This is a genomic window from Pseudomonas sp. P116 (assembly GCF_020149425.1).
GTDB classification, from domain to species: domain Bacteria; phylum Pseudomonadota; class Gammaproteobacteria; order Pseudomonadales; family Pseudomonadaceae; genus Aquipseudomonas; species Aquipseudomonas anatoliensis.
The window spans coordinates 478,807-505,115 of sequence record NZ_JACVHB010000002.1 but is presented as its reverse complement, the minus strand read 5'-3'; the positions used below and the strand labels follow the sequence as shown (position 1 = coordinate 505,115).

The following is a 26,309-nucleotide window of genomic DNA, read 5'->3' as shown; positions in this document are numbered from 1 at the left end:
AGATCAAAAGATCGCAGCCTTCGGCAGCTCCTACAGGGATCACGATCGAAAATCAGGACAGGAAACCACCATCCACATTCAGCGAAACCCCTGTGGTGTAGCTCGACGCATCACTCGCCAGATACAACACCGCCCCAGCCATTTCACTCGGATCCGCCACGCGCTTGAGCGGGATCTGCGTCAATGCTTGCTTGAGGATCGCGTCGTTTTTCACCAGTGCCGAGGCGAACTTGGTGTCGGTCAGACCCGGTAGCAGGGCGTTGCAGCGGATGCCGAATTGCGCGCACTCCTTGGCGAAGACCTTGGTCATGTTGATCACCGCCGCTTTGGTCACCGAATAGATGCCCTGGAACACGCCCGGCGAAATTCCGTTGATCGATGCGACGTTGATGATGCTGCCACCGCCGTTTTCGCGCATCAGCTTGCCGGCTTCCACGGACATGAAGAAGTAGCCGCGAATGTTCACGTCGACGGTCTTCTGGAAAGCGCCGAGGTCGGTGTCCAGCACGTTGCAGAACTGCGGGTTGGTCGCGGCGTTGTTGACCAGAATATCCAGGCGCCCGAACTGTTCCTTGATCCCGGCGAACACCTGGCTGATCTGCTCCATTTCACCGATGTGGCAGGCAACCGCAGTGGCTTTGCCGCCAGCGGCGATGATCGCGTCGGCGACATGTTGGCAGCCATCGAGTTTGCGGCTCGAGACGATCACGTGGGCGCCTTGCTGGGCCAGCAGTTTGGCGATGGCTTCACCAATGCCACGGCTGGCGCCGGAGACGAAAGCGATCTTGCCGTCGAGGTCGAACAACTGAGTCTTGGACATGGGATTCCCTTGTGAAAAGTCTTGTTGGAGGGCCTGGATCAGAGGCTGGATTTCTGGATGACCTGCAAGCTCATCTGCTCCAGCAGTTTGTTCATGTGAATGAACTGCGCGAAGCGTTTGTCTTGGGTCTGGCCATGGTAGAAGCGGTAGTAGATCTGCTGCACGATGCCGGCCAGGCGGAACAGGCCGTAGGTGTAGTAGAAGTCGAAATTGTCGATCTGGATGCCCGAACGCTCGGCGTAGTAGTCGACGAATTCGCGGCGGGTGAGCATGCCCGGTGCGTGGCTTGGCTGGCGGCGCATCAGTTGCACCGGTGCCGGGTCGTCCGCCTGAATCCAGTAGGCGAGGGTGTTGCCCAGATCCATCAGCGGATCGCCCAGGGTCGTCAGTTCCCAGTCGAGTACGCCGATGATCTGCATCGGGTTTTGCGGGTCGAGGATGACGTTGTCGAAGCGATAGTCGTTGTGGACGATGCTCGAGGTCGGGTGGTCGGCTGGCATCTTCTCGTTGAGCCAGGCTTTGACTGCTTCCCAGTGCGGCGCATCCGGGGTCAGGGCTTTTTCGTAGCGTTCGCTCCAGCCTTTGATCTGGCGGGCAACGTAGCCTTCGGGTTTGCCCAGATCGCCCAGGCCGCAGGCGTTGTAGTCGACCTGGTGCAGTTCAACGAAGCGGTCGATGAAGCCCTTGCACAGCGCTTCGGTTTTCGCCGAATCGAGGCCCAGCTCCGGCGGCAGTTCTGAACGCAGGATGATTCCGTTGACCCGCTCCATCACGTAGAACTCGGCGCCGATCACCGATTCGTCGGTGCAGTGCACATAGGCTTTGGGGCAATACGGGAAGCCGTCGCGCAACTGATTGAGAATGCGGAATTCGCGGCCCATGTCGTGGGCGGATTTGGCCTTGTGGCCGAACGGCGGCCGGCGCAGGACGAACTCCTGCTGCGGGTATTCCAGCAGATAAGTCAGGTTCGACGCACCACCGGGAAACTGGCTGATCGCCGGGGAGCCGCTCAGGCCCGGAATGTGTGCCTTGAGGTACGGATCGATCAGGCTGGCATCGAGTTCTTCGCCAGAGCGGATACGGGTGGACTGGTCAGTAAGCGCCATGCTTATCCCTTCTGCTTATTTTGGAGGCCAGACATCATTGGCTAATCTAATGGTGCGCCCGGTCGGTCACAAGCGCGGGTCGGTCTTATAGGTTAGCGTGTTGCCGGATAATCACCTTTGGGAATGTGCAGGGCGGGCCACGGCAGGCTAAGGTTTAGCGGGTATGTCGTGTCCCTGAAGGAGTCTGCAAATGGGCTGTCCGCAAGTCTGTGCCACCGCCACATTGCAATGCAGCTTCGGCGCCGCGCCGGCGATGCTCAACGTGCTGCCAGTCAACCGCACGCTGACCGGCGGGTTACCGGCGGCGAACATCATGGATCACATTCCATTGGTGAACATTCTGCCGTTCGGGGTGTGCATGAGTCTGGCCAATCCGATAGTGGCCGCAGCGACCGCGGCGGCGTTGGGGGTGTTGACGCCGATGCCGTGCATTCCGGCGACGGCCACACCGTGGATTCCCGGTGGGGCGCCGACCTTGTTATTGGGCGGGATGCCGGCAATCGACGCCAACAGTACGTTGATGTGCAACTGGGCGGGGGTGATCAAGATTGTCGTACCGGGGCAGATGCAGATGTTGATTCCGTGACCCCGAAGTACCAACCACGCCGTAGGAGCCTTCGGCAGCTCCTACAGGGAGATGTCTTTCAGCAGTGGAGTGCATTTCAAGTGCAAAGCGATGCAATCAACTGTGGGAGCGAGCCTGCTCGCGAAGGGCCATTCCAGTCACCCGAAAAACCTCAGACCTGCTGCGGATCCATCCAGCGCTGATACCACCAGCGCACTCGCGAAATCGGCTTGCCATCCGCCCCCAACGGCCGCCCATCCTCGGCAAACCCTTGCTCCGGCTCCAACAACTGCCCATTCACGTACCGTGCTTCTACCGCCGTTTTCCCGTTCGAATGAAAGCGCTGATAGCGCCCCTCACGCACCCCATCGCGATAGAACTCGGCCTCCGCGACTTGCCCGTCGGGGAAGTAATTGAATGCCTCGCCATGCAACAACCCGCGCCGATACGTCGCCTTGCGCTGTAACCAACCCTCAGGCGCATAAAAACTCGCCACCCCTTGCAGCTTGTCGCGCACGAACGGCATCTGCGCCGAAACCTTGCCGTTGGGGTGATAGAGCAGGGAAGTCCCCTGCAATTCTCCTTGGCTGTACTGCAAATCCGCCTGCTTGCGTCCGTCATCCTTGATGTTCAGCGGCCCCTCAAGCTGACCGTCCTGCAAACGGCCCTTGAGTTGCTTGTCATCCTGCTGCAGATCCAGTGGTGTGATCGCCATGGCGTCTCTCGTCAGTTGACCTGCACCAGGCCGCCCTTGATGGTCAGCATGCCGCCGCCATCGACGGTCTGTGAGGCCGCGCCCTTGTTGGTCAGGCTGATGCCGGCGTCGTTGGTCAGCGTGGTACCGGCCTTGTTGTCCAGTGAAGTCCCAGCCTGATTGGTCAGGGCGGTGCCGGCCTTGTGGGTGATCGAGGTACTGGCCGAAGTCGCCAGGTCAGCGCCGCTCTTGATCGTGAAGCTGCCACCGCTTTGCAGGGTCAGGGTGCCGCTGACTTTGATGGTCAGGTTGCCGTCCACGGTCAGGCTGTAATCGCCAGTGACTTTGTCGGTGTAGTTGCCGCCGGTGCTGTGGTTCTGATCGGCACCGACCGTCACCGTGCGGCTGTCTTTCACATCGAGGCTGTCGCTGCCGGTCTGGATGGTCACACTGCGTTTGCCTTTCTCCAGGGTCACGGTTTCGTCGCCGTCCTTGACCGTGCGCGTGCGGGCGTTCTGCACGGTGAGGGTTTCGTCGTGGCCGACGGTGGCGGTGGTGTCGTTGAGCACGTTGATATTCAGATCTTTCTGCGCCTGCAAAAACACCTCTTCGGCGTCTTTTTTGTCTTCGAAACGCAACTCGTTGAAGCCGCCGCCACCCTTGGACGACTGCGTCTTGATCCCCGATTGCGTCTGATTGGCCGGCAGCGCGTAAGGCAGGGCGTTGTCGCCGTTGTAGACGCAACCGGTCACCAGCGGTCGATCCGGATCCCCGTCGATAAAGGTCACGATGACTTCCTGGCCGATACGCGGAATGAACTGCATGCCGAACCCTTTGCCGCTCCACGGCAACACCACGCGCACCCAACAGGAACTGCTTTCGTCGTTCTTGCCATCGCGATCCCACGGAAACTGCAACTTGATCCGGCCGTATTCGTCGGTCCAGATTTCCTCGCCGGATTTGCCCACGACAATCGCCGTTTGTGGGTGCATCCGTGGTTTCGACGTGACCCGCTGCGGACGGAACGGCGTGGCTTTGGGAATCGCTTCGAAGCGGTTGCGATAGTGCTCGTGACTGACGTCATGAGTGACCCGCGTGACGACCCAATCGATATTCAGACTCGCATCATCATGGCCGTCGAGGGTGAACCAATGCCCCGGAACCAACCATCGGCAGTCGCTCTCACCGACAAAACGTTTCTCCTCACTGCGCAAACCGTCGACGCGCTGCTTGGTCAACGCATCGCCGCGCGCCTTGGCGTTGTAACCGCCCGGATGTTCATACATTGAAAGCGGCCCGGCCACCGCTTCGGCCTGGTCGTACAGCGAGGTGGTCGGCGTGGTGAACTCATAATCCGTCGCCCGATAAACCCCGGCTACCGCTTGTAAACACACCTGCCCGGAACGGATGCCGTGCAACTCACGCTCGCCCAATCCTTGCCCCAGATAACTGACTGTCGGGCCGTTGGGAATCTGTACGAAGGCATCGTTGCTGTCGCCCAAAACCAGCGTGTGCGTACCAGCATCGTGGGTGAAAAACCAGAAAATACCTTCCTCCTCGAGCAAGCGCGAGACGAAGGAAAAATCGGTTTCGCCGTACTGCACGCAGTATTCACGCGGGGTGTAGCTGCCGGTCAGCGACAGTTTGAAATCGGTAAAGCCATGCGCCTTGAAGATCGTGGTGACGATGTCCGAGGTGGCGAGGTTCTGGAATACGCGGTTATTGCTGGCCAGCGTCAGCCACCAGAGCCACGGCCTGAGTAAAAGTTGATAGCGCTCGGCGGTGGCATCGGCCGGCAGTTGGCGGATTTCGGCTACCAGCGCATCGAAAGGACGCAGTTGCGCATCGTTGTGCAAGGTGGTGGTGACGTGTGTGGCAATAGCGCTGCTCAGAGTGAGCGAGGCGCCGTCGTTAAGGCCGTTGAGGATTTGTACACCCAACAGATTGAGCGATTCGTCGCCGGTCAGCGACTCAGGGTAAAGCGCCGACAGCGAAGAGGCGGTCATTGAAATACTGGTATTGCAGTCTGTTGAGCGGGGCATAGTGTGCTCTCGAATAAAAGCATTCCGTACCAAACAGCGGCGTTATGTTTTTCGCGAATTCTTGCACGAGATATTCGTTGACAGACTGCGTTCGCCTGATAGATCACGACAAGAAACAACAAAAAGAGCGTTCATTTTCCGAGCTCTAATCTAATAGCATCCTCGACGCCAACATTTTGTCGGACGAAATGACTTTTTTGTACGCTGTGGTTTTTTGGGATGAAGTCCCATGGGTTAGAGGCACCCACCAGCTCGTTTTTTCTGTAAACCCCCGTTGAATTTGTATCTACATGCACAAGCGCGCCATTTGCTTTAAGCGCTGCGTGTTCGGTGAAGGGGGTGACCTCATTTGAAATAAGGATGTGCAAATCAAGACCATCAGGTGCTTCGGATTTCAATAAACCGTGTTCATGTTCCACACAAATTTCAACACCTATGGTCAGCCCTTTGAACTCAAAAACCGCCTTTGGATCGCTCATCGGGAAAAAACCCGCCTCCGACCCTTCACCGATAAGGTCGAGGCTGCCTTGTTCTCCGTAGGCTTCAAACTTTTTTCGTCTGATTTTTATTATTGTTCCTGCAAGATAAATGGGGGCAATGTTGTAGCACGGTCGAAGTAACTGTTCGCCTTGTTTTTTTAAATATGAATGCGTCAGGTCCAGTTCTTTCTGTAAGCCAATATTCTGCATTGTGGCGTTATGACCGGCGTCATTTGTCTTGGTTAGCATGTCGTGGGTGTATAGAATGTCTTTTTCCAGATCCCCTGATTTGACAGGGTTAAGACCGAACACGGTAATGCTGCCTGGGATAATCAACCAGTCAGGTCTGCTCCGACTGATCAAGGTTAGTTGTTGGAGTATGGGTATTACTTCGTGCATTTCATTGAAAAACCTTCCGTCTGTCGGTCTGGCGATTTTTTTTCCATGCTGTCGTGCAAGGAAATGCTCTGGACATATCGCTATTTTGACATCTGGAGCCGGCAGACTTTCGGAAGTGATACTGACTTCGGCGTTTTTGATCATCTCCTCAATTTGCTGAACACGTATTTCCGGTTGCGCGTAAGAGTCGGCCGGGAGGGTGTTGCCCTGTTTTCGAAAGGGATGGCGTTGCATGAGAGCAAAATAGCAGCTGGTCATTTTTGTCTCCTGTTGTCCAGGGAGAAATAGGCGGGGAAAAAATCGGGGCACGCGGTGGTACGCGTGTTCTGCCTTGATTCGCCAGAGGCTCCGTCGTTAAAAGAACGTGTCATGATCGTCACCGCTTGCGTAACCTCCCTCAAAGTCGTCGGCACCATCCTCGGCCGGGGCGGTTTGTTCGGCGATGGTCGTGACGATCTCAATCAAATTCTCCTCCGTGAAGAAAAACCGTCCTGCCGTAAAGGCTGCCTGATACTGAATTTTGGCCTGCCGATACTGTTCCGCCGTTGGATCCGCCCCGCGATTGCTTTGTGCCCACGAGCCATAAGGGTTTTTCGGCTTGGCACGTCCTAGTGTTCCTTTCGTCGATTGGGTGAATAGCAATCGCGACAGAGTGGGAATGGTCTCGTTGAAGATATGATCGAGATCGTCTTTGTATGTTCTATTGATTCCCTTCAGCAGTTTCTCCGAGTGGCCTACTGCAACAGTCTTTACCTCGGTACCGGGCACTAGAGCCTGCACGTTTCTTTTGACTTGGTACAGGCTGGCTCCGCTGTCCGTGAAATCGAACACAACAATGGGCTTATCTTTCGGCAGGGTGGGAAGTTTTCCGTTCAGATAGGTGGTGAATGCCAGTGAGGGAGTCGCACCGATGGCAATAGAGCTGACATTCACTGCTTTTACGGTGACGCCTTTTTGTTTCATTCGCCACTTGACCAGTTTTGGGCTGGCGCCCAGGGAAAGGAAACCTGATCCAGGGTATTTCGCAATCAATTGATCGCACACCACTTCCACGTCCTTAAGTAGTGGGTCGCTGCGAACTTTTATGAGTGGCTTTATCTGATCCAGTGCAGCTTTATCATCTTTGTCAAACCAGACCGGGAAACAATAGCCGGTGAAGTGGATATTTTCACTGATGTAATCCTCGTTTTTATCGGAGGTAATCTGGATGTCGTTTGTCGCACGGCTAAAAACAATATATTTGGCCAATTGAGTTGCTCCTTCTTCACCGACTATCCTCATTTGCAGGGATCACTCCAATACCCACTCCGCCAACTTCCCCGTCACCTGCGTCATCAACACATTCTCGACATCCCGCGCGCCCGCCGCGCTGCACTTGGCGAGCACCGCTTTAACGATTCCTGAATCAAACTCGAACTGCTTGCCCGTCGCCGCTTTGTACCGACCACGCAACTTCTCAAGCTTGGCCAGCACAATTCCTTCCAGCGTCGCCTCATCCAGCGGTCGATATGCAACCACGGTCATGCGCGCCAGAAACGCTGGGCGGAAGGTTTTCAGCAGGACTTTATGCAGCGCCTCGTTGAAGGCGTCAGAGCCGAGTTGCGCTACTGCCGTGTCGAGCAACAGTTCGGCACCGACATTGCTGGTGGCCAGCATTACGGTGTTCTTGAAATCCACCACCAACCCGGTGCCGTCCTCCATCAAACCCTTGTCGAACACGTTGTAAAACGCCTCCAGCACATCCGGATGGGCCTTCTCGATTTCATCCAGCAACACCACTGAATAGGGTTTGCGCCGCACCGCTTCAGTCAGCACGCCGCCGCTGCCATACCCGACATAACCGGGCGGGGCACCTTTGAGCTGGCTGACGGTGTGCGCCTCCTGATATTCGGAAAGGTTGATGCTGATCAGGTTGCGTTCGCCGCCATACAAAGCGTCGGCCAACGCATAGGCGGTTTCGGTTTTGCCGACGCCGGTAGGGCCGACCAGCAGAAATACGCCGACCGGTTTTTGCGGATCGGTCAGCCCGGCGCGATAGGCCTGCAAGCGCTGAGCGATGGTGTTCAGCGCGGTGCTCTGACCCATCACCCGTTGGCCCATGCGCTGGCCAAGGGTGCGTACGGCGTGGGCTTCGTCGGCGAGCATTTTGCCGACGGGAATGCCGGTCCAGCCTGCAATCACGGCGGCGACGGTTTTGCTGTCGACTTGCTCGGGCACCAGCGGATCGTCCTGCCGAATCGCGTCCAGTCCGGCTTCAAGTCGTAGCAATTCAGCGGCCAGATGATCGATGCGGCTGTCGGTGGCTTCGTCAGGTTTGTCGCTGTCGGCGCGTTCGCTCAACGCCAGCAATTCCCGGCGCGTATCGAGAAGCTCGCGCACGGCCACGCGTTCTTCGCCCCAGCGGGTTTCCAGTTCGCGGATGGCTTGCACGTTACTGGCTGATTCGGTTTCCAGCAGGGTGATGCGCTCGCGGTGATCGAGGCCGGTGGCCTGTTCGCGGCGCAGACGATCGGCTTCATCCTTGAGGCTGTTCTGCCGATGGCGCAGGCTTTCCAGCGGTGGCGGCACGTCATGCTGGCCGAGGGCGACACGGGCACACGCGGTATCCAGCACGCTGATGGCTTTGTCCGGCAACTGGCGGCCTGAGATGTAGCGGTGTGAGAGTTTCACCGCTTCATGGATCGCCGCGTCGAGCACTTGCACGCCGTGATGTTGTTCAAGTTTGGCGGCCACACCACGGAGCATTTCCACGGCGGTGATTTCGTCCGGCTCCTCTACCTGCACAAGCTGAAAGCGACGGGCGAGGGCTGGGTCCTTCTCGAAGTATTTTTTGTACTCCATCCAGGTTGTTGCGGCGAGGGTGCGCAACTCGCCACGGGCCAGCGCCGGTTTGAGCAGGTTCGCTGCATCGCTGCCGCCCTCGGCCCCGCCCGCGCCGATCAGCGTGTGGGCCTCATCAATGAACAGGATGATTGGTTTGTCGGCGTTACGCACCGCGTCGATTACACCTTTGAGCCGTTGTTCGAACTCGCCTTTGACCCCGGCGCCGGCCTGTAACAAGCCAAGGTCGAGCACGCGCAAACTGACTTCCTGTAACGACGGCGGCACATCACCGGCGGCGATGCGCAGGGCCAGGCCTTCGACCACGGCGGTTTTGCCCACGCCCGGTGCGCCGACCAGAATCGGATTGTTCTGGCGGCGGCGCAGAAGAATGTCGATGCACTGACGAATCTCGCCGTCGCGCCCCACAATCGGGTCGATGCGCCCGGCGTGAGCGTCGGCGGTCAGGTCTTGGGTGTATTGATCAAGCACCGAATCTTGCCGTGGCGCAGGATTTCCAGAAGCCATGGAGCGCGGGCCGACGTGTTCCCGCGAATTTTCCGTCCACTCCAGCAGATTCGCACGCAGGGCTTCCTTGGGAATGCGCAGCAACGACGACGCGCTGTTGAGCAACAAACTGCGGCGTTCTTCGCGATCGATCAGTGCCAGCAACAGCAGGCCGGAACGAATGCTGTCGAGCCCCAACACGCTGGCCTGCACCACCGCATCTTCCAGCAATCCCAAGGTGTGGGAAGACAGCGCCGGGGTGCGCGTGCTGCCGGATTTGAACAGCTCCAGCGCCTTGTTGATTTCCGCCGTCAGCGCATCACGTTCCAGACCGAAACGCGGCAACAGAAAAGCAAAGTCACCGCCCTCAATGTCGAGCAGTTCCAGCAGCAGGTGCTCTATCTCGACATAGTGATGCCCGCGTTGCAGACAGCGTTGCGCAGCGCGTTCGAGGGCGCGGCGGTTGTCCGGGTTGAGGCGTCCGATCAGGCTGGCCAGTTCCATTTCAGGTGATCTCCAGCTGCCGAAGGCGGGTTTCGATGCGTTGCACAGCGAGGCTGGCCTGACGTTGCAAACCGCCGTTCCAGCTCAGTTGCACTGGAGCCTGGCGCCCAAGTTTCATTGGCCCGGCGCCGCGTATCAGCAGCACCAGTGTCACGTCCAGATCCGGACCGAAATACAGCGCCGCGAGACTGGCCAGCGCCGGATGGGTTTCACCGTCCGGCAAAAAACGCCCGGCCTGCGCCGAGGGCAACGGCCCGAGGGTCAGACGAATACCGGCGTGTTCATCCCAGACGCGTGTCCCGGCGACGGCCGTGCGACCAAGCTGCAGATTGCGGCCACCGGGTTTCATCAGGCTGCGACTGGCCAGTGGAATCTCGCGCCACGCCCCTTCATAAGCGCTCAATTCAACCGGCACGGCGAACTGCTCACGCACAACCGCGGCGAACCCGGCGAGTGACCGGCGACCATCGGCAAACAACGCGGTGCAGGCCAACACCGCGCAATCGGGAATGGCCTGACGCTCCTGTAAGGATTTGGGCAGCAACCCGGTCAGCGCGCGCAGTTGCGCCTGCACCGGCGAGGTGCCCGGCGTGACAAAGCCGAGGGCGATGCGGTGTTTGCGCATCACCTTGTACAGCAGGCTGAGCAGGCGATGCTGAAACAGATCGAGGAACGCGGCCGGCGCATGATCCTTGGCCCGCGCCCGTTGTTGCAGCCATTCCTGATAGGCGTAGGGCAGGGGACCGTCGGGGCCGCCGAGGCCGAAGATCGGTGTGTCGAGGGTCAACGGTTCGCCGGGCTCTTCGCGCAGGTTTTCGATCTGGCTGGCGGCGAACAACGGCGTCAGCGGCCCGCGCAACTTCAGCGCTTCGGCTTGCGGCGCGGTGCCGCTGCCAAGGGAGGCGGCTTGTGGCTGCTCGCGCTCCAGCAGCAGCAACGCCTGCAACCACTCGAACGCCTGCGGATCGCGGCGCAGTCGCTGGCTCAGCGTCAGAGCGACAGCGGCATGCCGGCTTGGGGTTGCCATGCCTTGACCTCCTTGTCGTCCTGCATCAATACCGTGCGCACAAAGCGATTGGCAGTGGCGTACACCGAAAAGAACTGTGCGAGCACCGCTGAAAACAACACCGCGCTGCTGCCGACAAAATGCTGCGGATCAAGCTGCAGTTGCACTTCCAGACCATTGCGCCAACCGCGCCAGGCATCCGCGCCGACATGGCCGATTACCCGCTCGCAACCCAGGCTCGACAGGCCTTCGATCTGGCGTATGGCGCTGGTCTCATCTCGCAAATTATGCAGATGCAGAATCTCTTTCAGCGCATCGAGCGCCTGCGGGCCTTCGACCAGTGACAAGTGATTGAGGGTCAGTTGCGACACCAGCCGCCAACGCGAATCGCCGTCCAGTCGCGGCATGCTCTGCGGGCTCGGCGGGTTGCGCAGGCGCGCCCACGCCACCGGGCCGGGGCGCTCGAAACCCAACGGCGTGCCGGCTTGCAAACTCTGTGCGAGGTGACGGTTGGTGCAAAGCAACTCGGCGGTGAGGCTGTAATCGGGCAGATTGGTTTGCGGTTCAAAACGGGTGTCGACCACGCTCACCAGCAGGTCACTGCCGAGGCGGTTCGGGGTCATGCCGCTGACCCGGCGAGCATGCCAATAACGTTGTTGATCGCCGCCGCTGTGCTGACTGCCGTAATAGGCCGGCAGTCGTTGCACGCCGGCGCGGGAACTGGCGCGCATGCCGCGAATACTGTGGATCTCGACGCTGTTTTCGCGGTGGCTGTCGGCAATCAAACGGTACTCGCTGCGGGTGCCGTCCGGACGCAGCGGCTCGGAGGTACGCGGGAACAGATTGATCACCGGCGCGCAGCCGAGGGCGATGTCACTGGCCTGCAAATGCAGGCGACTGGTCGGCGCACGGTCGAAAACGATGTACAGATAAAGCGTCTGACTGTCACTGGCGACGCCGCTCAACGGCAGGTCGAAGAAATGGAATTTGTCCGGGAAGGCGAAGTACTCGGCCAGCAGACGCATGCCCGGATGCACGCCGTCTTCATCGGGCAGCATGACTTCGTCATCGCTGAAACCAACGATTTTCGGCAAGTCTTTCAGCGCAGTCGGGACACTGCCGGGCGACCCTGCCAGCACCTGCACCGCCCGGGCGCCGAGCAAGTCATACAGGCAGGCATTGACCACGGGCGAAGCCGCAAGGTGGATACGCAGTTGCTCGATACCCAGCGCTGACCACTGGCTTTCACCCAGGCAACGCAGACTCAGGCGCAGCGCCGAACGCGACTGCGCGACACCGGTCAGCGCCTGGGCTTCGTCGCTGCCCAGCAGCAGCGCTTCGCTCACTTCAATGGGCCACAGACACGCGGCGGCCGTGGTCCGAAAATGGATGCTCTCGCCTTTGCTGGTGGTCACGAACAACGGCGTATCGCGGGGCAGGGGATAGCCGTCGTCGAGATTGCCTTTGCCTGGGTCTGGTTCGAACTGAACGATTGCGCAGGAGGGCAATGGGCGCATGGCCAACGGGTAGAGCTGTTCAAGCAGCGCATCGCTGAATTCGGCGTAATCGTCATCCAGCCTTCGTTGCAGCCGCGCCGCGAGCAACGCAAAACCTTCGAGCAAGCGTTCGACATGCGGGTCGGGGCATTCGCCGGGGGACAGTTGCAGACGTCGGGCGACTTTCGGGTAGCGCTCGGCAAACTGGCTGCCGGCGTGGCGCAGCCAAGTCAGTTCGCGCTGATAGTAGTCGAGCAGTTGCGGGTCAATCGAGTCGCTCATGGCGCACCTCCAGCCCTTGGCCGCCGGGTTCGATGACAAACGCCACCGGCCAGTGTTGCTCGCCGCTGCGCAGCTCGCCGAGCAAGCGAATGCTCATTAGCTGTGGGTGCGCGGGCAGAGGATTGACCTGAACCTCGGCCAGTTTCAGGCGTGGTTCAAAGTAAGTAATGGCTTCGCGGATGTCCCGCGCCAGGCGTCGACGGTCATCGCTGCGCTGCTGTTGCAGGGCGCTCCAGTCGGCGATGCCGTAGTCGATCACGCTGGGTGGGTTGGTCAGCGTGCGCGGGCCACGGCGAGTGTTGAACAGGCGCCCGAGCTCGGCGTGTACCGAGTCGAGCAAGTCCTGGCGATCAAATTCCCGCGTGTCGTCGGCCTCGCTGGAGGCGAGGCGTTCGAACAGCGGAGCGAGTATGCCGGTGCCTGCCATGGCCGCGATGCCGGGTTAGCTGACAAGCTTGTTGGCGGCCATGTCCCACGTCGACGCGGCGGTGCCTTCCTTGGTGCCATCGTCTTTCTGCGCGGTGAGCTCCCATTTGATTTTGGTGAAGTTCAGCGACACGGTTTCTACCGGTTTGCCACCGGTGCCGCCGCTGACACTGACGTTCGACAGCACCACGTTAGTCAGGGTGTAGACGATAAAGGGCATCAACTGCCCGCTGCCTTCGGCGGCGTTGCGACCGATGGTGATGATGGCTTCGGGAATCGGTTTGCCGGCGCAGCAATATTCGTTGAGAGAGGGCGTCGAGCTGTCGACGAACTTGGTTACGGTGAACTCGCCGATGTGCGGTTTGCCGGAGGTTCGCTCCGAGTTGCTGACGTCGTTGGTCACCTGCATCGCCACGTTATGGCTGTAGGACATGACTTCGATCTTGTCGGCAAAACCCTCGAGCAGGCTATCGCCTTTGATGTCGCCGCCGAGGTCGAGAATGATTGCATCCATCGCTTGAAACTCCTGAAAAATTCAAATTGGGCAAATGGGTCAGTGCGTGGAGCGCGGACCCTGTGGTGAGGGGATAAATCCCCTCGCCACAGGTAATTCAGTGGGCCTGTGAGAGGGGGCTCCCCCAGAGCTCAGTTTTTGCCATTCAATATCACCGCGGTCAGGCCGCAACCGGCGGCGGCAACGTCGCCACCAGACGAATCGACGCCGTCAGTTCCTCAAGCTGAAAGTGCGGGCGCAGGAACACCGTGGCGCGATAAGCGCCTGGCTTGCCGGCCACCTCGGTGACGTCTACCCGCGCCTCACGCAACGGATACTGCGCCTTGATTTCCTGCGGCGCGTTGTCGTTGATCAGCACGTAGTCGGCGATCCAGTTGTTGAGGTAGGTCTGCACGTTGTCACGGGTCATGAAGCTGCCGACCTTGTCGCGCATGATCACCTTCAGGTAATGGGCGAAACGCGACGCGGCGAGCACGTACGGCAACATCGCCGAAATCCGTGCATTGGCGTTGGCTTCGTTGGTGTTGTAGACCTTGGATTTGTTGGTGGTCTGGCCGCCGAAGAACACGGCGACGTCGCTGTTTTTCTTGTGGCACAGGGCGATGAAACCGAGGTCGTTGAGCTCTTTTTCGCGGCGGTCGGTGATCGCCACTTCAGTCGGACATTTGAGCGACAAATCACCGGAGCTGGTGCGGAAGGTGTGCGCCGGCAAGCCCTCCACCGCGCCGCCGCCTTCAGCGCCACGGATCGCCGCGCACCAGCCGTACTTGGCGAACGCTTCGGTGATGCGTTGCGACAGCGCCCATGCGGCGTTGCCCCACAGGTATTTGCTGTGGTCGGTGCCGTTGACGTCTTCGACGTAGTTGATGCCTTCCACCGGCGAAGTATCAGGGCCGTAAGGCAGGCGCAGAAGGAAGTGCGGCAGCACCAGCGACACATAACGCGAGTCTTCGCTCTCACGGAACGAGCGCCACTTGATCAGTTCCTGGCTCTCGAAAACTTTCGACAGATCACGCGGCACGGCCAGTTCGGTAAAGCTGTTCATGTCGAACAACCGTGGGCTGGCGGCTGCAATGAATGGCGCGTGCGCAGCGGCGGCGACGTTCGACAGTTTCTCCAGCAGACCGATGTCCTGGGGGTGCCGGCCGAAGGTGTAGTCACCTACCAGCAGGCTGAACGGGTGGCCACCGAAGGTGCCGTATTCCTCTTCGTAGATCTTCTTGAACAGCGCGCTCTGGTCGAATTCGACGGCTTTTTCCAGATCATTCTGCAGTTCTTTCTGCGTGACGTTGAGCAGGCGCAGTTTCAGCCGGGAGCTGGTTTCGGTGTTCTTCACCAGCATGTGCAGGCCACGCCACGAGGCTTCGAGTTTTTGCAGATCGGGATGGTGCAGCACCTCGTTGAGCTGGGCGCTGATCAGTTCGTCGATCTGGCTGATGCGGTCGTTGATCATCGCCACGGTGTCCTTGTCGATGGCCATGCCTTCGTCAAGCACCTGGGTGGCGAACTCCGCGAGCATGTCGCGGGCGTAATCCTGCTGACTGTCATCGTGGGCCATGCGGCCATCGAGGATGATCTGGTCGAGCAGGGAAAGTGTCTCGGTCGTACTGTCGCTGGCTTGGTTCTTGGCGGCGGCGGGCATGGCGAATTCTCCATCTATTCAAGTGGACGATCAGGCTTGCGGTTCGGCCGGGGCCCCGGCGTCTGGGGCCGGGGTAGCGGTGTCTGGGCGAGCCGATTTGATTTCCTGCAGGCCTTCGGTGTTGGCGATCACGTCGCGCAACAACTTGTCCAGGTCATCGTTGCCGTCGAGTTTGGTCAGCAGGTCGCGCAGGCGCTGACGGGCCTCGAACAGACGTCGCAGCGGCGTGACTTGCTCCACCACGTTGACCGGGTCGAAGTCGTCGATGTGTTTGAAATTGAGTTCGATGTTGAGCTTGCTGTCGTCGCCGCTGAGGGTGTTGTTGACCTGCAGCGTGGCGCGAGGGGCAATCGAGGCGAGCACTTCGTTGAAGTTGTCGCGGTCGATTTCGGTAAAACGTCGTTCGGTCAGTTTTGCCAATGGCTCAAGCGGTTTGCCGGACAGGTCGGCAAGAATTCCGACGACCAGCGGCAACTCTTTTTTCTCGATGGCATTGCCGATTTCGACGTCGTAGGTGATTTGCACCCGGGGCGGACGCACCCGGTCGAGCTTGTGTTGCGTACTTTCTGCCATGTCGGCGGACTCCGATGCGATGAGCGGGCGCAATGCATCGGGGAGGCCCGTTCATCGCTTTCCCTTACTGGACCGTAGGTTAGAAAGGGAGGCAGATGACCTGTCGTTCCTTTGACAAACCTTCCTGGATTCGGCTGTAGGAACCGAACTACCCAAGACGCTAGAACAGGTCTATAAAAAAGCAAGCGAAAACATTTTTGGACAGAATCACGAAAAGGAAAATTCATTTTGCCTGGACGATTTTTTCTAACGTTGGGGTTTGTGCTGCTGACGGGTTGTTCCTTCTTCGGGCCGAAGGTGGACCTCGACAGCCTGACTCTCGACGTCGCACCGAAGGCCAATGACGACACGCCGATTGCCGTGGATTTCATCGCGGTCAATGACCCGGACCTGCTCAAGCAACTGTCCGGCATCAATGCCAGTCAGTGGTTTGCTCAACGCGAGCAGTATCAACGCGACTATCGTCAGCTGATGAGCGTGTGGGGACTGGAGCTGGTGCCGGGGCAATTCATCGACCGTCAGCCCTTCCCGCTGGAGGGCAAGAAGGCCGCTGGACTTTTAGTCTTCGCCAGCTATAACACTCCCGGAGCGCACCGATTACGCCTCGACGATCAGCGCGAGGCATGGCTGAAATTCGACAGCCGCGAGATGAATCTGGTCAGCCAGGACAAATAAAAAATCCGCCCGCCGCCGGCTTGCGGCATGGTCGAAGGGAGTCGTATGAGTCTGCTACCCGACGCGGTCTGCTGGCATGAAGGCATGCAATTGCTGCCGCAGCATTTTCAGTTGCAGGGGCTGCGGGCCGAAGCGCTCGGCGCGCATTTGGCGCAGGCGTGCAACCCGTGGTTCTGGGGCGTCAGCCACATGGAGTTCGACCCTTCGGCGCTGAGCGCAGGCGTGGTGCGGGTGTTGTCGCTGCAAGGCACGCTGCCCGACGGTTTGCCGGTGGATGTGCAGGCCGGTGTCGGCGAGACGCTGGAGCTGGATGTCAGCGCGGCGATCGAGGCCACTGACGATGCCACTGTCACCGTGTATCTGGCGATCAGCCCGATGTGGCGCGCCGGGCAACTGCTGCCGCTCAGGGGCCGTTTGCAATCGGTGGTCGGTGAAGCGTTGCCGGATCTCACCAGCGGTCAATTCCCCGAAACGATCACCGTGTGGCGCCCCAATCCACGCCTGTGCACGCAACTGAACCGAGCCGATTCGATTTGCCTGCCATTGCTGAAAATCCGCAAGGAGGGCGGCGGTTTTCTACCGCTTGCCTACACACCGCCGACGCCCGTCCTGTTGCCGGAATCTGCCCTCGGTCGACGCATCGCAGGGCTCTGTGCACGGGCGCGGGAAAAATGTCTGTTTCTCGGCGGTCGCCTGCGTCAGGCGCAACAGGCCGGCAATCAGGATGATGCGCTGGAAATCCGTCGGCAGCTGACCGCGTTGTGGGCGCGCCTGCCGGAAGTCGAAGGCACACTGAACAGCCGCATCGCGCACCCGCAAACCCTGTATGTGCATTTGCTGGGCCTTGCCGGCGCGTGGTCGGCGCTCGATCCGCTGGCCGGCGTACCAGCGTTCGCGCCGCTGGATTTTCTCGAGTTGCAGCGCGGTTATGACGCCGTGCTGCAATGGCTCGAAAGCACCCTCGAACTGATCCGCGCCGGCTATCGCAGTCTGCCGTTCGAACGCAGCGAGCAGAGCTTTTCGATCCAGTTGCCGGACGAACAGCCGAGCCAGCGCCTGGTTATCGGTTTGCGCATGCCCAACGGCGCCAGCGAGCAAGCGGCGATTGACTGGTTGCGCGGCGCGATCATCGCTTCTGCGCCGCATATCGCCTTGCTCAGTCGCCAACGCATGAGCGGTTTGACGCACCAGGCCATGAGCCGCACCGAGCAAGTGGCCTATAGCGTCGGTGAGGACACGCGACTGTTCGTGGTCACGGCCGAGGGCGCGTGGTTCGACGCGCAACTGCCGCTGATGATCGCCGCGCCAGCAGCGAAGCTGACCAGCAGCCCGTGGCAAGTGGTGCTGTTTGTCGCCCAGAACAGCGAAAGTGCCTGATCACACAAGGAACGCCGTATGTCGCAAGGAAGTGCCGCAAGCCTTGGGTTGCAGGACGCACCGTTGAGCAGCGCGTTCCGGCAGGCGTGGCAGCAATGGCAACAGGATTGGCTGCAATTGCCCAAGGACAGCGAGGACGAAGCGGCACTGGTCGAAACCGTGGTCGAGCTGTCCACGCAGGCCTCGCAACGACTGTGGCGCACCGCGTATTCACGGGTCGGCGACTCGGCCACCGAACAGGTCAAAGCCGTGGTGTATGCGTTCGTCGCACTGGTCGACGAAACCCTGCTGTTCACGCCGTGGCCGGGGCAGGGCGCATGGCAGGACAAACCGTTGGAGTCGCGTTTGTATTCCAGTCGTCAGGCTGGCGAGCAGGTGCCGGCGGCGATTCAAACCCTGCTCGACGAGCAGCAACCGACCACCCGCGATCTGGCCAACGTGTATTTGCAGTGCCTGATTCTCGGCTTTCATGGCCGTCTGCGCGGCGAGCACAGCCAGGCACAACTGGAAAAATGGCGGTTGGCGCTGTTCAACTTTGCCTGGCAAGCGGAAGCCACGTACGCCGATGTCAGCCGCCGACTGGCGCAGCCCTCGCTGGCGATACCGTTGCAGATGCCGGTACGCACCGCGCTGCCGGACGGCTTTCGTCTGGCGTTGGGCATTCTGGCTATTGTGCTGTTACTGACCGGGCTCGGGCATTGGTTGTGGCGTGACATCGGCCAACAGTTGGCGCCGGTATTGCAAACCAGCGATGTGGTGGATGCGCCGGAGCAAGACTCATGAGCCCGCTGACGATTGTCGCGTGGGTCGTCGCCATTGTGTTGGTGCTGGTGATCATCGGCGTGGCGGTGTGGTGGCTGCGCACTCAGAGCGGCGCAGCGATCCGCAGTTTTTATGCCTCGGTGCGCCATATGGAACGCGACCAGGGCAATCTCGACCGCTACCAGATGCCATGGCTGCTGATGCTCGGCGACGAGGTCCAGGGTACGCAACTGGTCAGCGAGTGGCGCTTGCAACCGACCGACAAACCGGCGTGGTTCGGGCGCTGGTGGTCGGACCCCGAAGGCGCGGTGCTGGTGGTACCGCAGGCATTGTTCCTGCCGGATGACGGCATGCATTTGCAGCGCGGCAGTTGGTGGCGGCTGCTCGGCCTGATCCTGCGCTTGCGCAGCAAACGGCCGCTGGACGCGGTGATCTGGACGGTGCCGGTCAGTCGCCTGGACAATCTTGAACAAGCGACTCAGTTGGGTCTGGCCGCGCGTCGACGTTTCATCGACCTGCTGCAACGCTTCGGCCTGAGCGTCCCGGTCTACGTGATTGTGACCGGGCTCGAGGAATTGCCGGGATTTCAGGAACTGATCAGTGCGTTGCCGCAAGAGGCTCGCGAAGCCACGCTGGGCTGGTCGTCACCCTACGCGCGTGACGCCGTGTGGCAAGGCGCGTGGAGTGATCAGGCGCTGGATCAACTGCACCGCGCCGTGGCCGAAGCGGTGATTGAAATCGGAACGTTGTCGGGGCAATTGAGTGCCGATCTGTATGCCTTGCCGGACCGTCTCGAGACTTTGCGGCGTGGTTTGCAGAATGTGCTGGAGCCGGTATTTCAGGGCAATGCGCAAGGCGAGGCGCCGTGTTTTCGCGGCGTGTATTTCACCGCCAATGTCGCGGGAGAAGACGCGCAGAATGGTTTTAGCGTGGAAGACAACGGCTTGCAGCGCAGCGCGTTCGCCCGACAATTGTGGCGCCAGCGCCTGGTTGGCGAACAGGGGCTGGCGCACGGTGTGCCGCGCTTGCTGCGCCTGCGTCAGCGTTTGCAACGGCTGACTGCCGGGGTGGCGCTGGTGGTGGGGGTGGTCTGGGCGGTGGCGATGCTGTGGGTCTGGCACGCATCGGTCAGGGATGCCCATGAACTGGCGCGGCAGATGCAGGGAGCGCAGAAGAGTTACGTGGCGGTCACCGATGAGGCACAACGAATCGACTCGACCCGGCGCAACGTGCAGGCTTTCTGGCGGGTACTGGAACGCGCCCCGCACTGGAACTACGTTTCGCTGGTGTTTCCGACGTCGTGGTTCTCCTCGCTCGACAACCAGCTTGAACAGGAAGTTTTTCAGTCCACCCGGCGCCATATGATCCTGCCTCTGCAACAACTGCTGAGCGCGGAGCTGGCGCAAATCAAGGCGATCCGCAGCACTGATCGGCGCAGCACTGTCGAAGGCGACGACCCGGCGCAGTGGCAGAACTATCAAAAGGCAACCGATCTGGTGAATCGGGCACTGCGTCTGGAACAGCAAAACCAACTGTTCAATCAGGTGCAAAACAATCAGCGCGCACCGCTGGAAGATCTGGTGCAACTGAGCAATAACGCGCTGTCCCTGAACCTCAACGCAGGCACCCTGGCGTATGCGCCTTTCTACAATCGTCTGCTGGTGGCGGGCGAGGACGGCAGCTTGCAGGCGCTTGACCTGAGCGCCGACCGGCCGCTGATCGTCAGTAATTTTTCCGGCTTGATGCAGCGCTGGCTCGATCAATATTTTCTCGCCGACAATTTTGTCAGCAAGGCCGGTTATCTCAAGTTGCACCTTGATCAATTGGAGGCCGGCAGTGGTAACAGCCTGACCGAGCTTGAAGACCTGACCGCGCTGGTCGACGATCTGCAAGCGGCGATTGCCCTGACCAATTCGACCTGGAGCCGCGGCAAGGGCCAGGAGCTCGTGCCGGGTTATCGGGACTTTCTCGACAAGGTGGGCAAGAGTTCGCTGTTGGGGCCACAGGTGCAACAGGACCTCGACACACAAGCGACACGCTTGCAGCAGAGTTTTCGTGATCAATGGATCGCCCAGGTCGGCTCGCGCGACAATCTTCTCGTTCAGCAGGCCAGTGGGCAGTTGGCGCTGCAAGAACAGGTGGTGAAGCTCGATAACGCGATACAGGCGCTGTTCAAGCGTGACTTCGTTTCAGCGGCCTTGCGTGCCAGCGAAGACAACGTCAACTTGCAGGGCCAGACTGTGGATGGTGATGACCTCAATGAATCACTGAAATACTTCGCCGACTATAGCCGCTATATCGCTGAAGAATTACCGCGCATCCCGCCGGATTATCGCGGCGCGCTGCTTAAAGCCGCCGAGGGCGCCGCCGCCCAGGCAATGTGGTTGAGCCTCAAGGATCACAACGATCAGGCGCATCCTTATGCGGTGTTCAACGTGCAGGCCGAGCAAGCCATGGCCCTGCAAAAAGCGTTCGTCGAAGTCCATCGCACGGATCTGGCCACACAGCTGCAATCGGCACTCAATCGCCGCGCCCTGGCGCAGATTACCAACGCGTTGAGTGAAGTCACCGAGCAACCGCTGTTTGGCGGACGCAGCGAAATCAGCCAGTGGGATGGCTCGAAAAACCTCGGCCTGCAACTGTTCGGTGCCAGCGATGTGCAGGACCTGAAACTGAGCCTCAAGCAGCAATTCAACACCATGCTTGGCATCACCGAGCGGCGGACATCTTCGTTGCAGTGGCTGACGACCCAGCAAGCCAATCTGTCGGCGCTCGATTACGAACGGGTGACACAGTTCAGCGCGCTCAACGACGAACTGCTCAAGTACAAGGAAGCCAATCCGGCCAGTTCGCCGGCGCAGATCGAGCAACTGGTCAGCCGAGACTTCGTTGAAATGGACGTCAATTCCTGCCTGCAAATGTTGCAGACCGCCAACCTCACTGGCGGGCGCGGCACCCTGGCGATGCGCGGCGTGGAGTTGCAGCAGGAAGCCATGCAGCGTTGCCAGATGCTGCAAGTGCAACAGGCTGCGGCGGCGTGGAATGAATTGGCCAACTACTTCAACCAATACCTGGCCGATCGCTTTCCGTTCGCCAACGGCGTGCAGATGCAGGACGCCGATCCGGCGCGGGTTGAATATTTTCTGCAACTGATCGACAAACGTCTGCCGATCGCCCAGGCCGGACTGGCTACCAATCAGACTCCAGAACGCCTGGCTGCGGCTGATTTTCTCAATCGCTTGAAGCAGGCCAGCACTTGGCTGACGCCGCTGTTTGTTCGCGACAAGAGCGGCATTCTCGGCGTTGAGCTGGACGTGCGTTGGCGCACCGATCGTGATGACGAGCAGGGCGCCGATCAGGTGATTGCCTGGGGGTTGCTCGCCGGCAGCCAGCAGATCAACTATCCCGTCCCGGCCGAGCAACCGAACCTGCGCTGGATGGTTGGCCAACCGATTCGCCTGACCCTGCGCTGGGCGCGCAACGGCAAGGAGCGGCCGGTCAACGATCCGCTGCAACCGAACCTGGTGGTGCGTGATCTGGAAGCCGGTTGGGAGTATGGCGGGCCGTGGTCGCTGCTGCGGCTGATGCGCGCGCATTTCTCGGTGCAGCGCCAGCCGAGCATGGACTACACCGACTTCCCCTTGACCCTGCGCTTGCCAGTGACGGGCGCCCCCGACAGCGTCACTAACGAATTCACACGGATGTTCGTGCGCGTTTCGTTGATGAGCCAAGGTTCGAAACTGCCGTTGTCGATTGCGCCGTTGCCGACCCGCGCGCCGCGCTCGCCGTTTCAGGCAACCGGCAGCACCGCCGCCCTTGAATCCCGGAAGGAGGGCTTGTGAGCCTGCCATCAACTACGTTGCCGGACCTGATTGATCAGTTGCTCGCGCCGATCAGTGCGGACGCGCCTTGCGGCGTCGATTTGCGCTATGAACGTGAGTTCGACCAGTTGCGCGACCTGCGCCGCGAAGACGATGCCAGCCTGCCGACCGGAGTCTGGCAGTCGACACTCAAGCGGGCGAACTGGCCGGATGTCGAGAAACTCACCACGACGTTATTGCTGGAGCGCAGCAAGGATCTGATGCTCAGCGCCTGGCTCGGCGAGGCGTGGTTGCATTTGCAGGCCCTGGACGGCCTGCCCGGCAGTCTGGCGCTGATCGCCGGTCTGTGTGAGCGCTTCCCCGAAGACTTGCATCCGCGCGCCGAGGATGGCGACCAGTCGTGGCGGGTGATTCCGCTGGAATGGCTGGTGCGTCGGTACAGTGAAGTGTTGCTTACCCGCGTGCCTTTATTCGGCAGCCGTAACAGCGATTTTGAGGCTTATACCCTTGAAGTCTGGCGGCGTTTGCAGGTTCAGCAAGTGCAGGCCAACGACAGCAAGAACGCCAAGACCTCCGCGGAAGCCGCGCGCAACGAACAGAAAAAACTCAACGAACAGATTCGCGTCACGCCGCTGGCGTTCTGGCTACGCACTCAAGGCAACCTGTTGCTGAGCCTGCAACACCTGCAACGGCTCGATAGCTGGAGCGATGCCTATCTGGGTGATCAGGCGCCGGGACTGCGCCCCTTGCAGGACACCATTGAAGCGTTACTGAAGCTGGTTCAGGAGTTTATCGCCATGCACCCACAACAACCGGCGCCGCCACCCCCTGTGGTCGAAGTCCCTGCTGCCGTTGCGCCATGCGTCGAGGACGCGCCAATCGCGCAGGCCTTTCGTGAGCCTGCGAATCGCGAAGAGGCCTATCGCCAATTGCTGCTGATCGCCGAATACCTCGCCCGCACCGAACCGCATAGCCCGGTGCCGTATCTGATCCGGCGTGGAGTCGAGTGGGGCAACAAACCGCTGAGTGAATTGCTCGGTGAATTGATCAGCGCCGACGCTGAATCGCGGCGCTTGTGGACGTTGCTTGGCGTGCTTTAGTGCACGCGCTGGCTGCTGATTTTCGGCGGTAACTGAATCGGTGTGAGCACCGGTTGCCCGGAGAAGAACGCCTGCAGATTTTTCCCCACCAGTTCTACCGTGCCTTGGGTGGCTTCCGGTGACAGACCGGCGACGTGAGGCGTGAGCAACACATTACTCAGGGTTTTCAGCGCATCCGGCACGTGCGGTTCATGGTCGAAGACGTCTAGCGCGGCGCCGGCAATGCGCCGTTGCTCCAGCGCGGTGATCAGGTCTGCCGTGGCGATCACACTGGCCCGGGCAATGTTGACGATGAAACCGTTCGGCCCCAGCGCATCGAGCACCGCACGCGTCACCAGGTGCTGAGTGCCGATCCCGCCCGGCGTCGCGACGATCAGGAAGTCCGAGGCTCGCGCCAGTTCGGTCGGGGTCGAGCAGAACGCATAAGGCACCTCGCTGCGCAATTGGCGGCTGTGATAGCTGATCTGCATGTCGAAGCCGAGGCTGGCGCGCTTGGCAATCGCCAGACCCACCGCACCGAGGCCAAGAATGCCCAGCCGTTTGCCAGCCAGGGATGGACGCATGATCTTCGGCCATTCCCCCCGACGCACAGCGCCATCGCAGCGCGCAATATCGCGCACCAACGCCAGCAGCATTGCCATCGCATGATCAGCCACGGACGAGGCGTTGACCCCGGCGCCGTTGGTCACGGTAATCCCACGATCACTGGCGGCTTGCAGGTCGACCTGTTCGTAACCGGCACCGATCACCGTGATGATTTTCAACGCCGGCAGCGCGGCAATTTCAGCGGCGGTCAGGCCCAGCGGGCCACGGGTCAGCACTGCATCGATCCGTACACCGTGGGTGGCAATGGCTTGCGCACGTTCGGCCGGGGTGGGAGCAAGGATCAGGTGAAAACCTTGATGCTCGAGAATCGGCAGATAGTCATTGATGGTTTCAACCAGTACCAGAACGGTGGCGGGCATTGCGCGGCTCCTTTGAACAATGGCGGTTCGGTCGCGAAGTCGTAGCAGAGTGCTGATTCCAGAGCTGTTTGGCAATGGCTGAGCGCTGCCCCGTTTCAGCCAGTGTAGGAGCTGAAACGGGGAGCGCGCGGACGCTTCGTCAGAAGGTCACGTCGGCGCTGTCGATCAGCCTCGCAAAGCCGGCGCCGAGGGTTGCGTTGTGGTGTTCGATGATGGCTTGAGCAGGCAGCACCGGGGTATCCATGCAAGTGTGAGCGTCGGCGACCACTACAGGTTTGAAGCCCAGGTCAGCGGCGGCGCGGCAGGTGGCGTCGATGCAGAACTGAGTCTTCATGCCGACGAGGTACAGATCGTCGATTTTTCGGCTGTTGAGTTGCTGCGCCAGTTTGGTGCCGAGGAAGGCGTTGGGTCTGGACTTGTTGAAGATAATGTCGGTGTCAGCGTCCAGCTCCAGCGCTGGCAGCAATTGCCAGAATGGACTGCCAGCAGCAACCGGCGAGCCCTGGGAGCCAGTGTGGCACACGGCGTAGATGGGCACGTTTTGTTGGCGGGCTTTTTTGATCAGGTGCTGAATGTTGGCGAGAACCGGTTCGCCCTTGTGGGGTTTTTCCGGGCCGTGGAACAGACCGACCTGCATATCGATGATCAACAGCGCAGCAGACATGGTGTTTCTCCTTTTGACGAGCGGGGTAGCTGATGCCGCACGGACGGGAGAAACAACAAGGCCCCGTCCATTGCTGGCGGGGCCTTGGGTTCGCTGCGCTGGTTTTTACCTCAGACGCAAACACCACGACCCGCCGTGGCGGTCGTGGTGGTGCGGGTGAAGTGCAGCGAGCGAAGGTTCATGAGGTCGATCATGCTGGTCGTGTTGGGCGGCTGTCAATCAAGTGCTCGATAACCGGGCGCCGCCGGAGCAGACCACAGGCGGTGGCAGGGCGATTGGCCCGCCGTAATCTCAGTAGCGACTTTGTATGAGGCGGCCTACTCAACTCGCGGATTTTGCCTACGAAATCGCCGGACTCATCTGCTATCTGGCACGGGATGAATAGGAAATCATGAGGGTACAAAGCAGCTCGGCAGCCAGTGCCAATAGCCAAGGAAGGCGCATGCTTCAGGATGATCGCGACAATCTGGAACTCCAAAGGCTAATGAACGAAACGCGGAAACTCGCGGCTGAGAGACAAAAGCTGCTAGCGGAAGCAAAAAAGCTAGAGAGGGAGACGAATTTATATCCACTCGCCGTGTTGGGTGGGGTGGTGACCGCAATCACTGCAGTAGCAGGCGTTTTTTTCAAGTTTTGAGTGTTCGCGCTTCTCAACAGTCAGGCCCATGACCCAAAAAGGAAATCAACATGAGTACATTTGACCGCAAAGCCATGATTGAACAGTTAGATCGAGAGCACGATGAATGGGTTGAGAAAATGCGTATCAAGGACAAGGACGATATGTATCCAGTCTGGGGGATGCTGGGGTTCGGCATTTTTTGCATGTCACTTGGATTCATCCTGGCTCGATCGATCTGATCAAGTCGCCCATCATATTCGGCGCTGGTGCTTGCCAGAAAACGACACTATACGTACCCATCGCCGACAGCTAATTTCCCAAAAACGACATCCCTCTGATCTGCTCCGCACAACCATTCCTCAGCTAAGTCTTTGCTTCTGCTCATTTATCACGGAGAATCGCGCCCCTGTTTCGGCCGGAGCATGTCTGTCGGTTTTTTCCGACGCGTCCT

23 protein-coding genes are annotated in these 26,309 nt (G+C 59.9%); 8 read left to right on the top strand and 15 right to left on the bottom strand.

Annotated elements, in window-relative coordinates:
* Positions 1 to 52: 52 nt before the first annotated feature.
* Complete coding sequence (locus tag ICA15_RS08675) at positions 53 to 820, bottom strand: SDR family oxidoreductase (protein WP_042559635.1); 768 nt, start codon at positions 818 to 820, stop codon at positions 53 to 55.
* Between the two features lie 38 nt (positions 821 to 858).
* Entirely contained in the window at positions 859 to 1,926 is a 1,068-nt protein-coding gene (locus ICA15_RS08670; protein ID WP_210553013.1) for a phosphotransferase family protein, read from the bottom strand.
* 190 nt (positions 1,927 to 2,116) lie between these two features.
* Here ICA15_RS08670 and ICA15_RS08665 point away from each other — a divergent pair, with 190 nt between their 5' ends.
* Positions 2,117 to 2,512, top strand: coding sequence for a DUF4280 domain-containing protein (locus tag ICA15_RS08665; protein ID WP_210553012.1), 396 nt, complete (start codon positions 2,117 to 2,119; stop codon positions 2,510 to 2,512).
* Positions 2,513 to 2,663: 151 nt separating this feature from the next.
* On the opposite strand, the gene ICA15_RS08660 is transcribed toward ICA15_RS08665, so the two are convergent.
* The 11 genes from ICA15_RS08660 to tssB form a co-directional block, all read right to left on the bottom strand.
* The gene (locus tag ICA15_RS08660) at positions 2,664 to 3,206 is read right to left on the bottom strand and encodes a toxin-antitoxin system YwqK family antitoxin (protein ID WP_210553011.1); all 543 of its coding nucleotides are present in this window, start codon (positions 3,204 to 3,206) and stop codon (positions 2,664 to 2,666) included.
* A gap of 11 nt (positions 3,207 to 3,217) precedes the next feature.
* Positions 3,218 to 5,227: a type VI secretion system tip protein VgrG gene (gene tssI / locus ICA15_RS08655; RefSeq protein ID WP_210553010.1), complete on the bottom strand. Its 2,010-nt coding sequence runs from the start codon at positions 5,225 to 5,227 to the stop codon at positions 3,218 to 3,220.
* A 131-nt stretch (positions 5,228 to 5,358) separates the two neighbouring features.
* A complete protein-coding gene (locus tag ICA15_RS08650) occupies positions 5,359 to 6,363 on the bottom strand; it encodes a hypothetical protein (RefSeq protein WP_210553009.1) in 1,005 nt (334 codons plus the stop codon).
* A 96-nt stretch (positions 6,364 to 6,459) separates the two neighbouring features.
* The gene (locus ICA15_RS08645) at positions 6,460 to 7,353 is read right to left on the bottom strand and encodes a hypothetical protein (protein ID WP_210553008.1); all 894 of its coding nucleotides are present in this window, start codon (positions 7,351 to 7,353) and stop codon (positions 6,460 to 6,462) included.
* A 42-nt stretch (positions 7,354 to 7,395) separates the two neighbouring features.
* Positions 7,396 to 9,936, bottom strand: coding sequence for a type VI secretion system ATPase TssH (gene tssH, locus ICA15_RS08640; RefSeq protein ID WP_210553007.1), 2,541 nt, complete (start codon positions 9,934 to 9,936; stop codon positions 7,396 to 7,398).
* A gap of 1 nt (position 9,937) precedes the next feature.
* A complete protein-coding gene (gene tssG, locus ICA15_RS08635; RefSeq protein ID WP_210553006.1) occupies positions 9,938 to 10,963 on the bottom strand; it encodes a type VI secretion system baseplate subunit TssG in 1,026 nt (341 codons plus the stop codon).
* The gene (gene tssF, locus ICA15_RS08630) at positions 10,927 to 12,720 is read right to left on the bottom strand and encodes a type VI secretion system baseplate subunit TssF (RefSeq protein WP_210553005.1); all 1,794 of its coding nucleotides are present in this window, start codon (positions 12,718 to 12,720) and stop codon (positions 10,927 to 10,929) included. Before tssF ends, tssG begins: the two co-directional genes overlap by 37 nt.
* On the bottom strand, positions 12,704 to 13,147 hold the full coding sequence (gene tssE / locus ICA15_RS08625; protein WP_210553004.1) for a type VI secretion system baseplate subunit TssE: 444 nt from the start codon (positions 13,145 to 13,147) through the stop codon (positions 12,704 to 12,706). Before tssE ends, tssF begins: the two co-directional genes overlap by 17 nt.
* A gap of 15 nt (positions 13,148 to 13,162) precedes the next feature.
* Positions 13,163 to 13,660 carry an Hcp family type VI secretion system effector gene (locus ICA15_RS08620; protein ID WP_150602870.1) on the bottom strand — a complete coding sequence of 166 codons (498 nt, stop codon included), beginning with the start codon at positions 13,658 to 13,660 and terminating at the stop codon, positions 13,163 to 13,165.
* 160 nt (positions 13,661 to 13,820) lie between these two features.
* Positions 13,821 to 15,302: a type VI secretion system contractile sheath large subunit gene (gene tssC / locus ICA15_RS08615; RefSeq protein WP_210553003.1), complete on the bottom strand. Its 1,482-nt coding sequence runs from the start codon at positions 15,300 to 15,302 to the stop codon at positions 13,821 to 13,823.
* 30 nt (positions 15,303 to 15,332) lie between these two features.
* Entirely contained in the window at positions 15,333 to 15,875 is a 543-nt protein-coding gene (gene tssB / locus ICA15_RS08610; RefSeq protein ID WP_150602868.1) for a type VI secretion system contractile sheath small subunit, read from the bottom strand.
* A gap of 228 nt (positions 15,876 to 16,103) precedes the next feature.
* Here tssB and ICA15_RS08605 point away from each other — a divergent pair, with 228 nt between their 5' ends.
* From ICA15_RS08605 to tssA, 5 genes are read left to right on the top strand one after another with little or no spacing between them, the layout of a single operon-like run.
* Entirely contained in the window at positions 16,104 to 16,550 is a 447-nt protein-coding gene (locus ICA15_RS08605; RefSeq protein WP_210553002.1) for a type VI secretion protein, read from the top strand.
* Between the two features lie 45 nt (positions 16,551 to 16,595).
* On the top strand, positions 16,596 to 17,927 hold the full coding sequence (gene tssK, locus ICA15_RS08600) for a type VI secretion system baseplate subunit TssK (protein ID WP_150615297.1): 1,332 nt from the start codon (positions 16,596 to 16,598) through the stop codon (positions 17,925 to 17,927).
* 18 nt (positions 17,928 to 17,945) lie between these two features.
* A complete protein-coding gene (locus ICA15_RS08595; RefSeq protein ID WP_210553001.1) occupies positions 17,946 to 18,710 on the top strand; it encodes a DotU/TssL family secretion system protein in 765 nt (254 codons plus the stop codon).
* Positions 18,707 to 22,531, top strand: a complete 3,825-nt coding sequence (locus tag ICA15_RS08590; RefSeq protein WP_210553000.1) for a type VI secretion system protein — start codon at positions 18,707 to 18,709, stop codon at positions 22,529 to 22,531. Before ICA15_RS08595 ends, ICA15_RS08590 begins: the two co-directional genes overlap by 4 nt.
* Positions 22,528 to 23,610 carry a type VI secretion system protein TssA gene (gene tssA, locus ICA15_RS08585; protein ID WP_210552999.1) on the top strand — a complete coding sequence of 361 codons (1,083 nt, stop codon included), beginning with the start codon at positions 22,528 to 22,530 and terminating at the stop codon, positions 23,608 to 23,610. The genes ICA15_RS08590 and tssA overlap by 4 nt, the downstream gene beginning before the upstream one ends.
* Here the strand turns inward: tssA and ICA15_RS08580 are convergent.
* Together ICA15_RS08580 and ICA15_RS08575 are read right to left on the bottom strand one after the other, a co-directional pair.
* Positions 23,607 to 24,575: a 2-hydroxyacid dehydrogenase gene (locus tag ICA15_RS08580; RefSeq protein WP_210552998.1), complete on the bottom strand. Its 969-nt coding sequence runs from the start codon at positions 24,573 to 24,575 to the stop codon at positions 23,607 to 23,609. The two genes, tssA and ICA15_RS08580, sit on opposite strands and share 4 nt — an antisense overlap.
* A gap of 139 nt (positions 24,576 to 24,714) precedes the next feature.
* Positions 24,715 to 25,239 carry a cysteine hydrolase family protein gene (locus ICA15_RS08575; protein WP_210552997.1) on the bottom strand — a complete coding sequence of 175 codons (525 nt, stop codon included), beginning with the start codon at positions 25,237 to 25,239 and terminating at the stop codon, positions 24,715 to 24,717.
* Positions 25,240 to 25,681: 442 nt separating this feature from the next.
* Here ICA15_RS08575 and ICA15_RS08570 point away from each other — a divergent pair, with 442 nt between their 5' ends.
* Both ICA15_RS08570 and ICA15_RS08565 read left to right on the top strand, forming a co-directional pair.
* A complete protein-coding gene (locus tag ICA15_RS08570) occupies positions 25,682 to 25,876 on the top strand; it encodes a hypothetical protein (RefSeq protein WP_150602860.1) in 195 nt (64 codons plus the stop codon).
* Between the two features lie 50 nt (positions 25,877 to 25,926).
* Positions 25,927 to 26,097 carry a hypothetical protein gene (locus tag ICA15_RS08565; protein ID WP_191626428.1) on the top strand — a complete coding sequence of 57 codons (171 nt, stop codon included), beginning with the start codon at positions 25,927 to 25,929 and terminating at the stop codon, positions 26,095 to 26,097.
* The last annotated feature ends 212 nt before the right edge of the window (positions 26,098 to 26,309 follow it).

Bases quoted from the DNA above. Each gene is read 5' to 3' on its own strand.
- ICA15_RS08575 (WP_210552997.1), bottom strand. From the start codon at position 25,239: ATGTCTGCTGCGCTGTTGATCATCGATATGCAGGTCGGTCTGTTCCAC.
- ICA15_RS08650 (WP_210553009.1), bottom strand. From the start codon at position 6,363: ATGACCAGCTGCTATTTTGCTCTCATGCAACGCCATCCCTTTCGAAAA.
- ICA15_RS08670 (WP_210553013.1), bottom strand. From the start codon at position 1,926: ATGGCGCTTACTGACCAGTCCACCCGTATCCGCTCTGGCGAAGAACTC.
- tssE (WP_210553004.1), bottom strand. From the start codon at position 13,147: ATGGCAGGCACCGGCATACTCGCTCCGCTGTTCGAACGCCTCGCCTCC.
- ICA15_RS08595 (WP_210553001.1), top strand. From the start codon at position 17,946: ATGTCGCAAGGAAGTGCCGCAAGCCTTGGGTTGCAGGACGCACCGTTG.
- ICA15_RS08620 (WP_150602870.1), bottom strand. From the start codon at position 13,660: ATGGATGCAATCATTCTCGACCTCGGCGGCGACATCAAAGGCGATAGC.
- ICA15_RS08660 (WP_210553011.1), bottom strand. From the start codon at position 3,206: ATGGCGATCACACCACTGGATCTGCAGCAGGATGACAAGCAACTCAAG.
- tssG (WP_210553006.1), bottom strand. From the start codon at position 10,963: ATGGCAACCCCAAGCCGGCATGCCGCTGTCGCTCTGACGCTGAGCCAG.
- tssH (WP_210553007.1), bottom strand. From the start codon at position 9,936: ATGGAACTGGCCAGCCTGATCGGACGCCTCAACCCGGACAACCGCCGC.
- tssF (WP_210553005.1), bottom strand. From the start codon at position 12,720: ATGAGCGACTCGATTGACCCGCAACTGCTCGACTACTATCAGCGCGAA.
- tssB (WP_150602868.1), bottom strand. From the start codon at position 15,875: ATGGCAGAAAGTACGCAACACAAGCTCGACCGGGTGCGTCCGCCCCGG.
- tssC (WP_210553003.1), bottom strand. From the start codon at position 15,302: ATGCCCGCCGCCGCCAAGAACCAAGCCAGCGACAGTACGACCGAGACA.
- ICA15_RS08580 (WP_210552998.1), bottom strand. From the start codon at position 24,575: ATGCCCGCCACCGTTCTGGTACTGGTTGAAACCATCAATGACTATCTG.
- ICA15_RS08665 (WP_210553012.1), top strand. From the start codon at position 2,117: ATGGGCTGTCCGCAAGTCTGTGCCACCGCCACATTGCAATGCAGCTTC.
- tssI (WP_210553010.1), bottom strand. From the start codon at position 5,227: ATGCCCCGCTCAACAGACTGCAATACCAGTATTTCAATGACCGCCTCT.
- ICA15_RS08570 (WP_150602860.1), top strand. From the start codon at position 25,682: ATGCTTCAGGATGATCGCGACAATCTGGAACTCCAAAGGCTAATGAAC.
- tssK (WP_150615297.1), top strand. From the start codon at position 16,596: ATGAGTCTGCTACCCGACGCGGTCTGCTGGCATGAAGGCATGCAATTG.
- ICA15_RS08565 (WP_191626428.1), top strand. From the start codon at position 25,927: ATGAGTACATTTGACCGCAAAGCCATGATTGAACAGTTAGATCGAGAG.
- ICA15_RS08590 (WP_210553000.1), top strand. From the start codon at position 18,707: ATGAGCCCGCTGACGATTGTCGCGTGGGTCGTCGCCATTGTGTTGGTG.
- ICA15_RS08675 (WP_042559635.1), bottom strand. From the start codon at position 820: ATGTCCAAGACTCAGTTGTTCGACCTCGACGGCAAGATCGCTTTCGTC.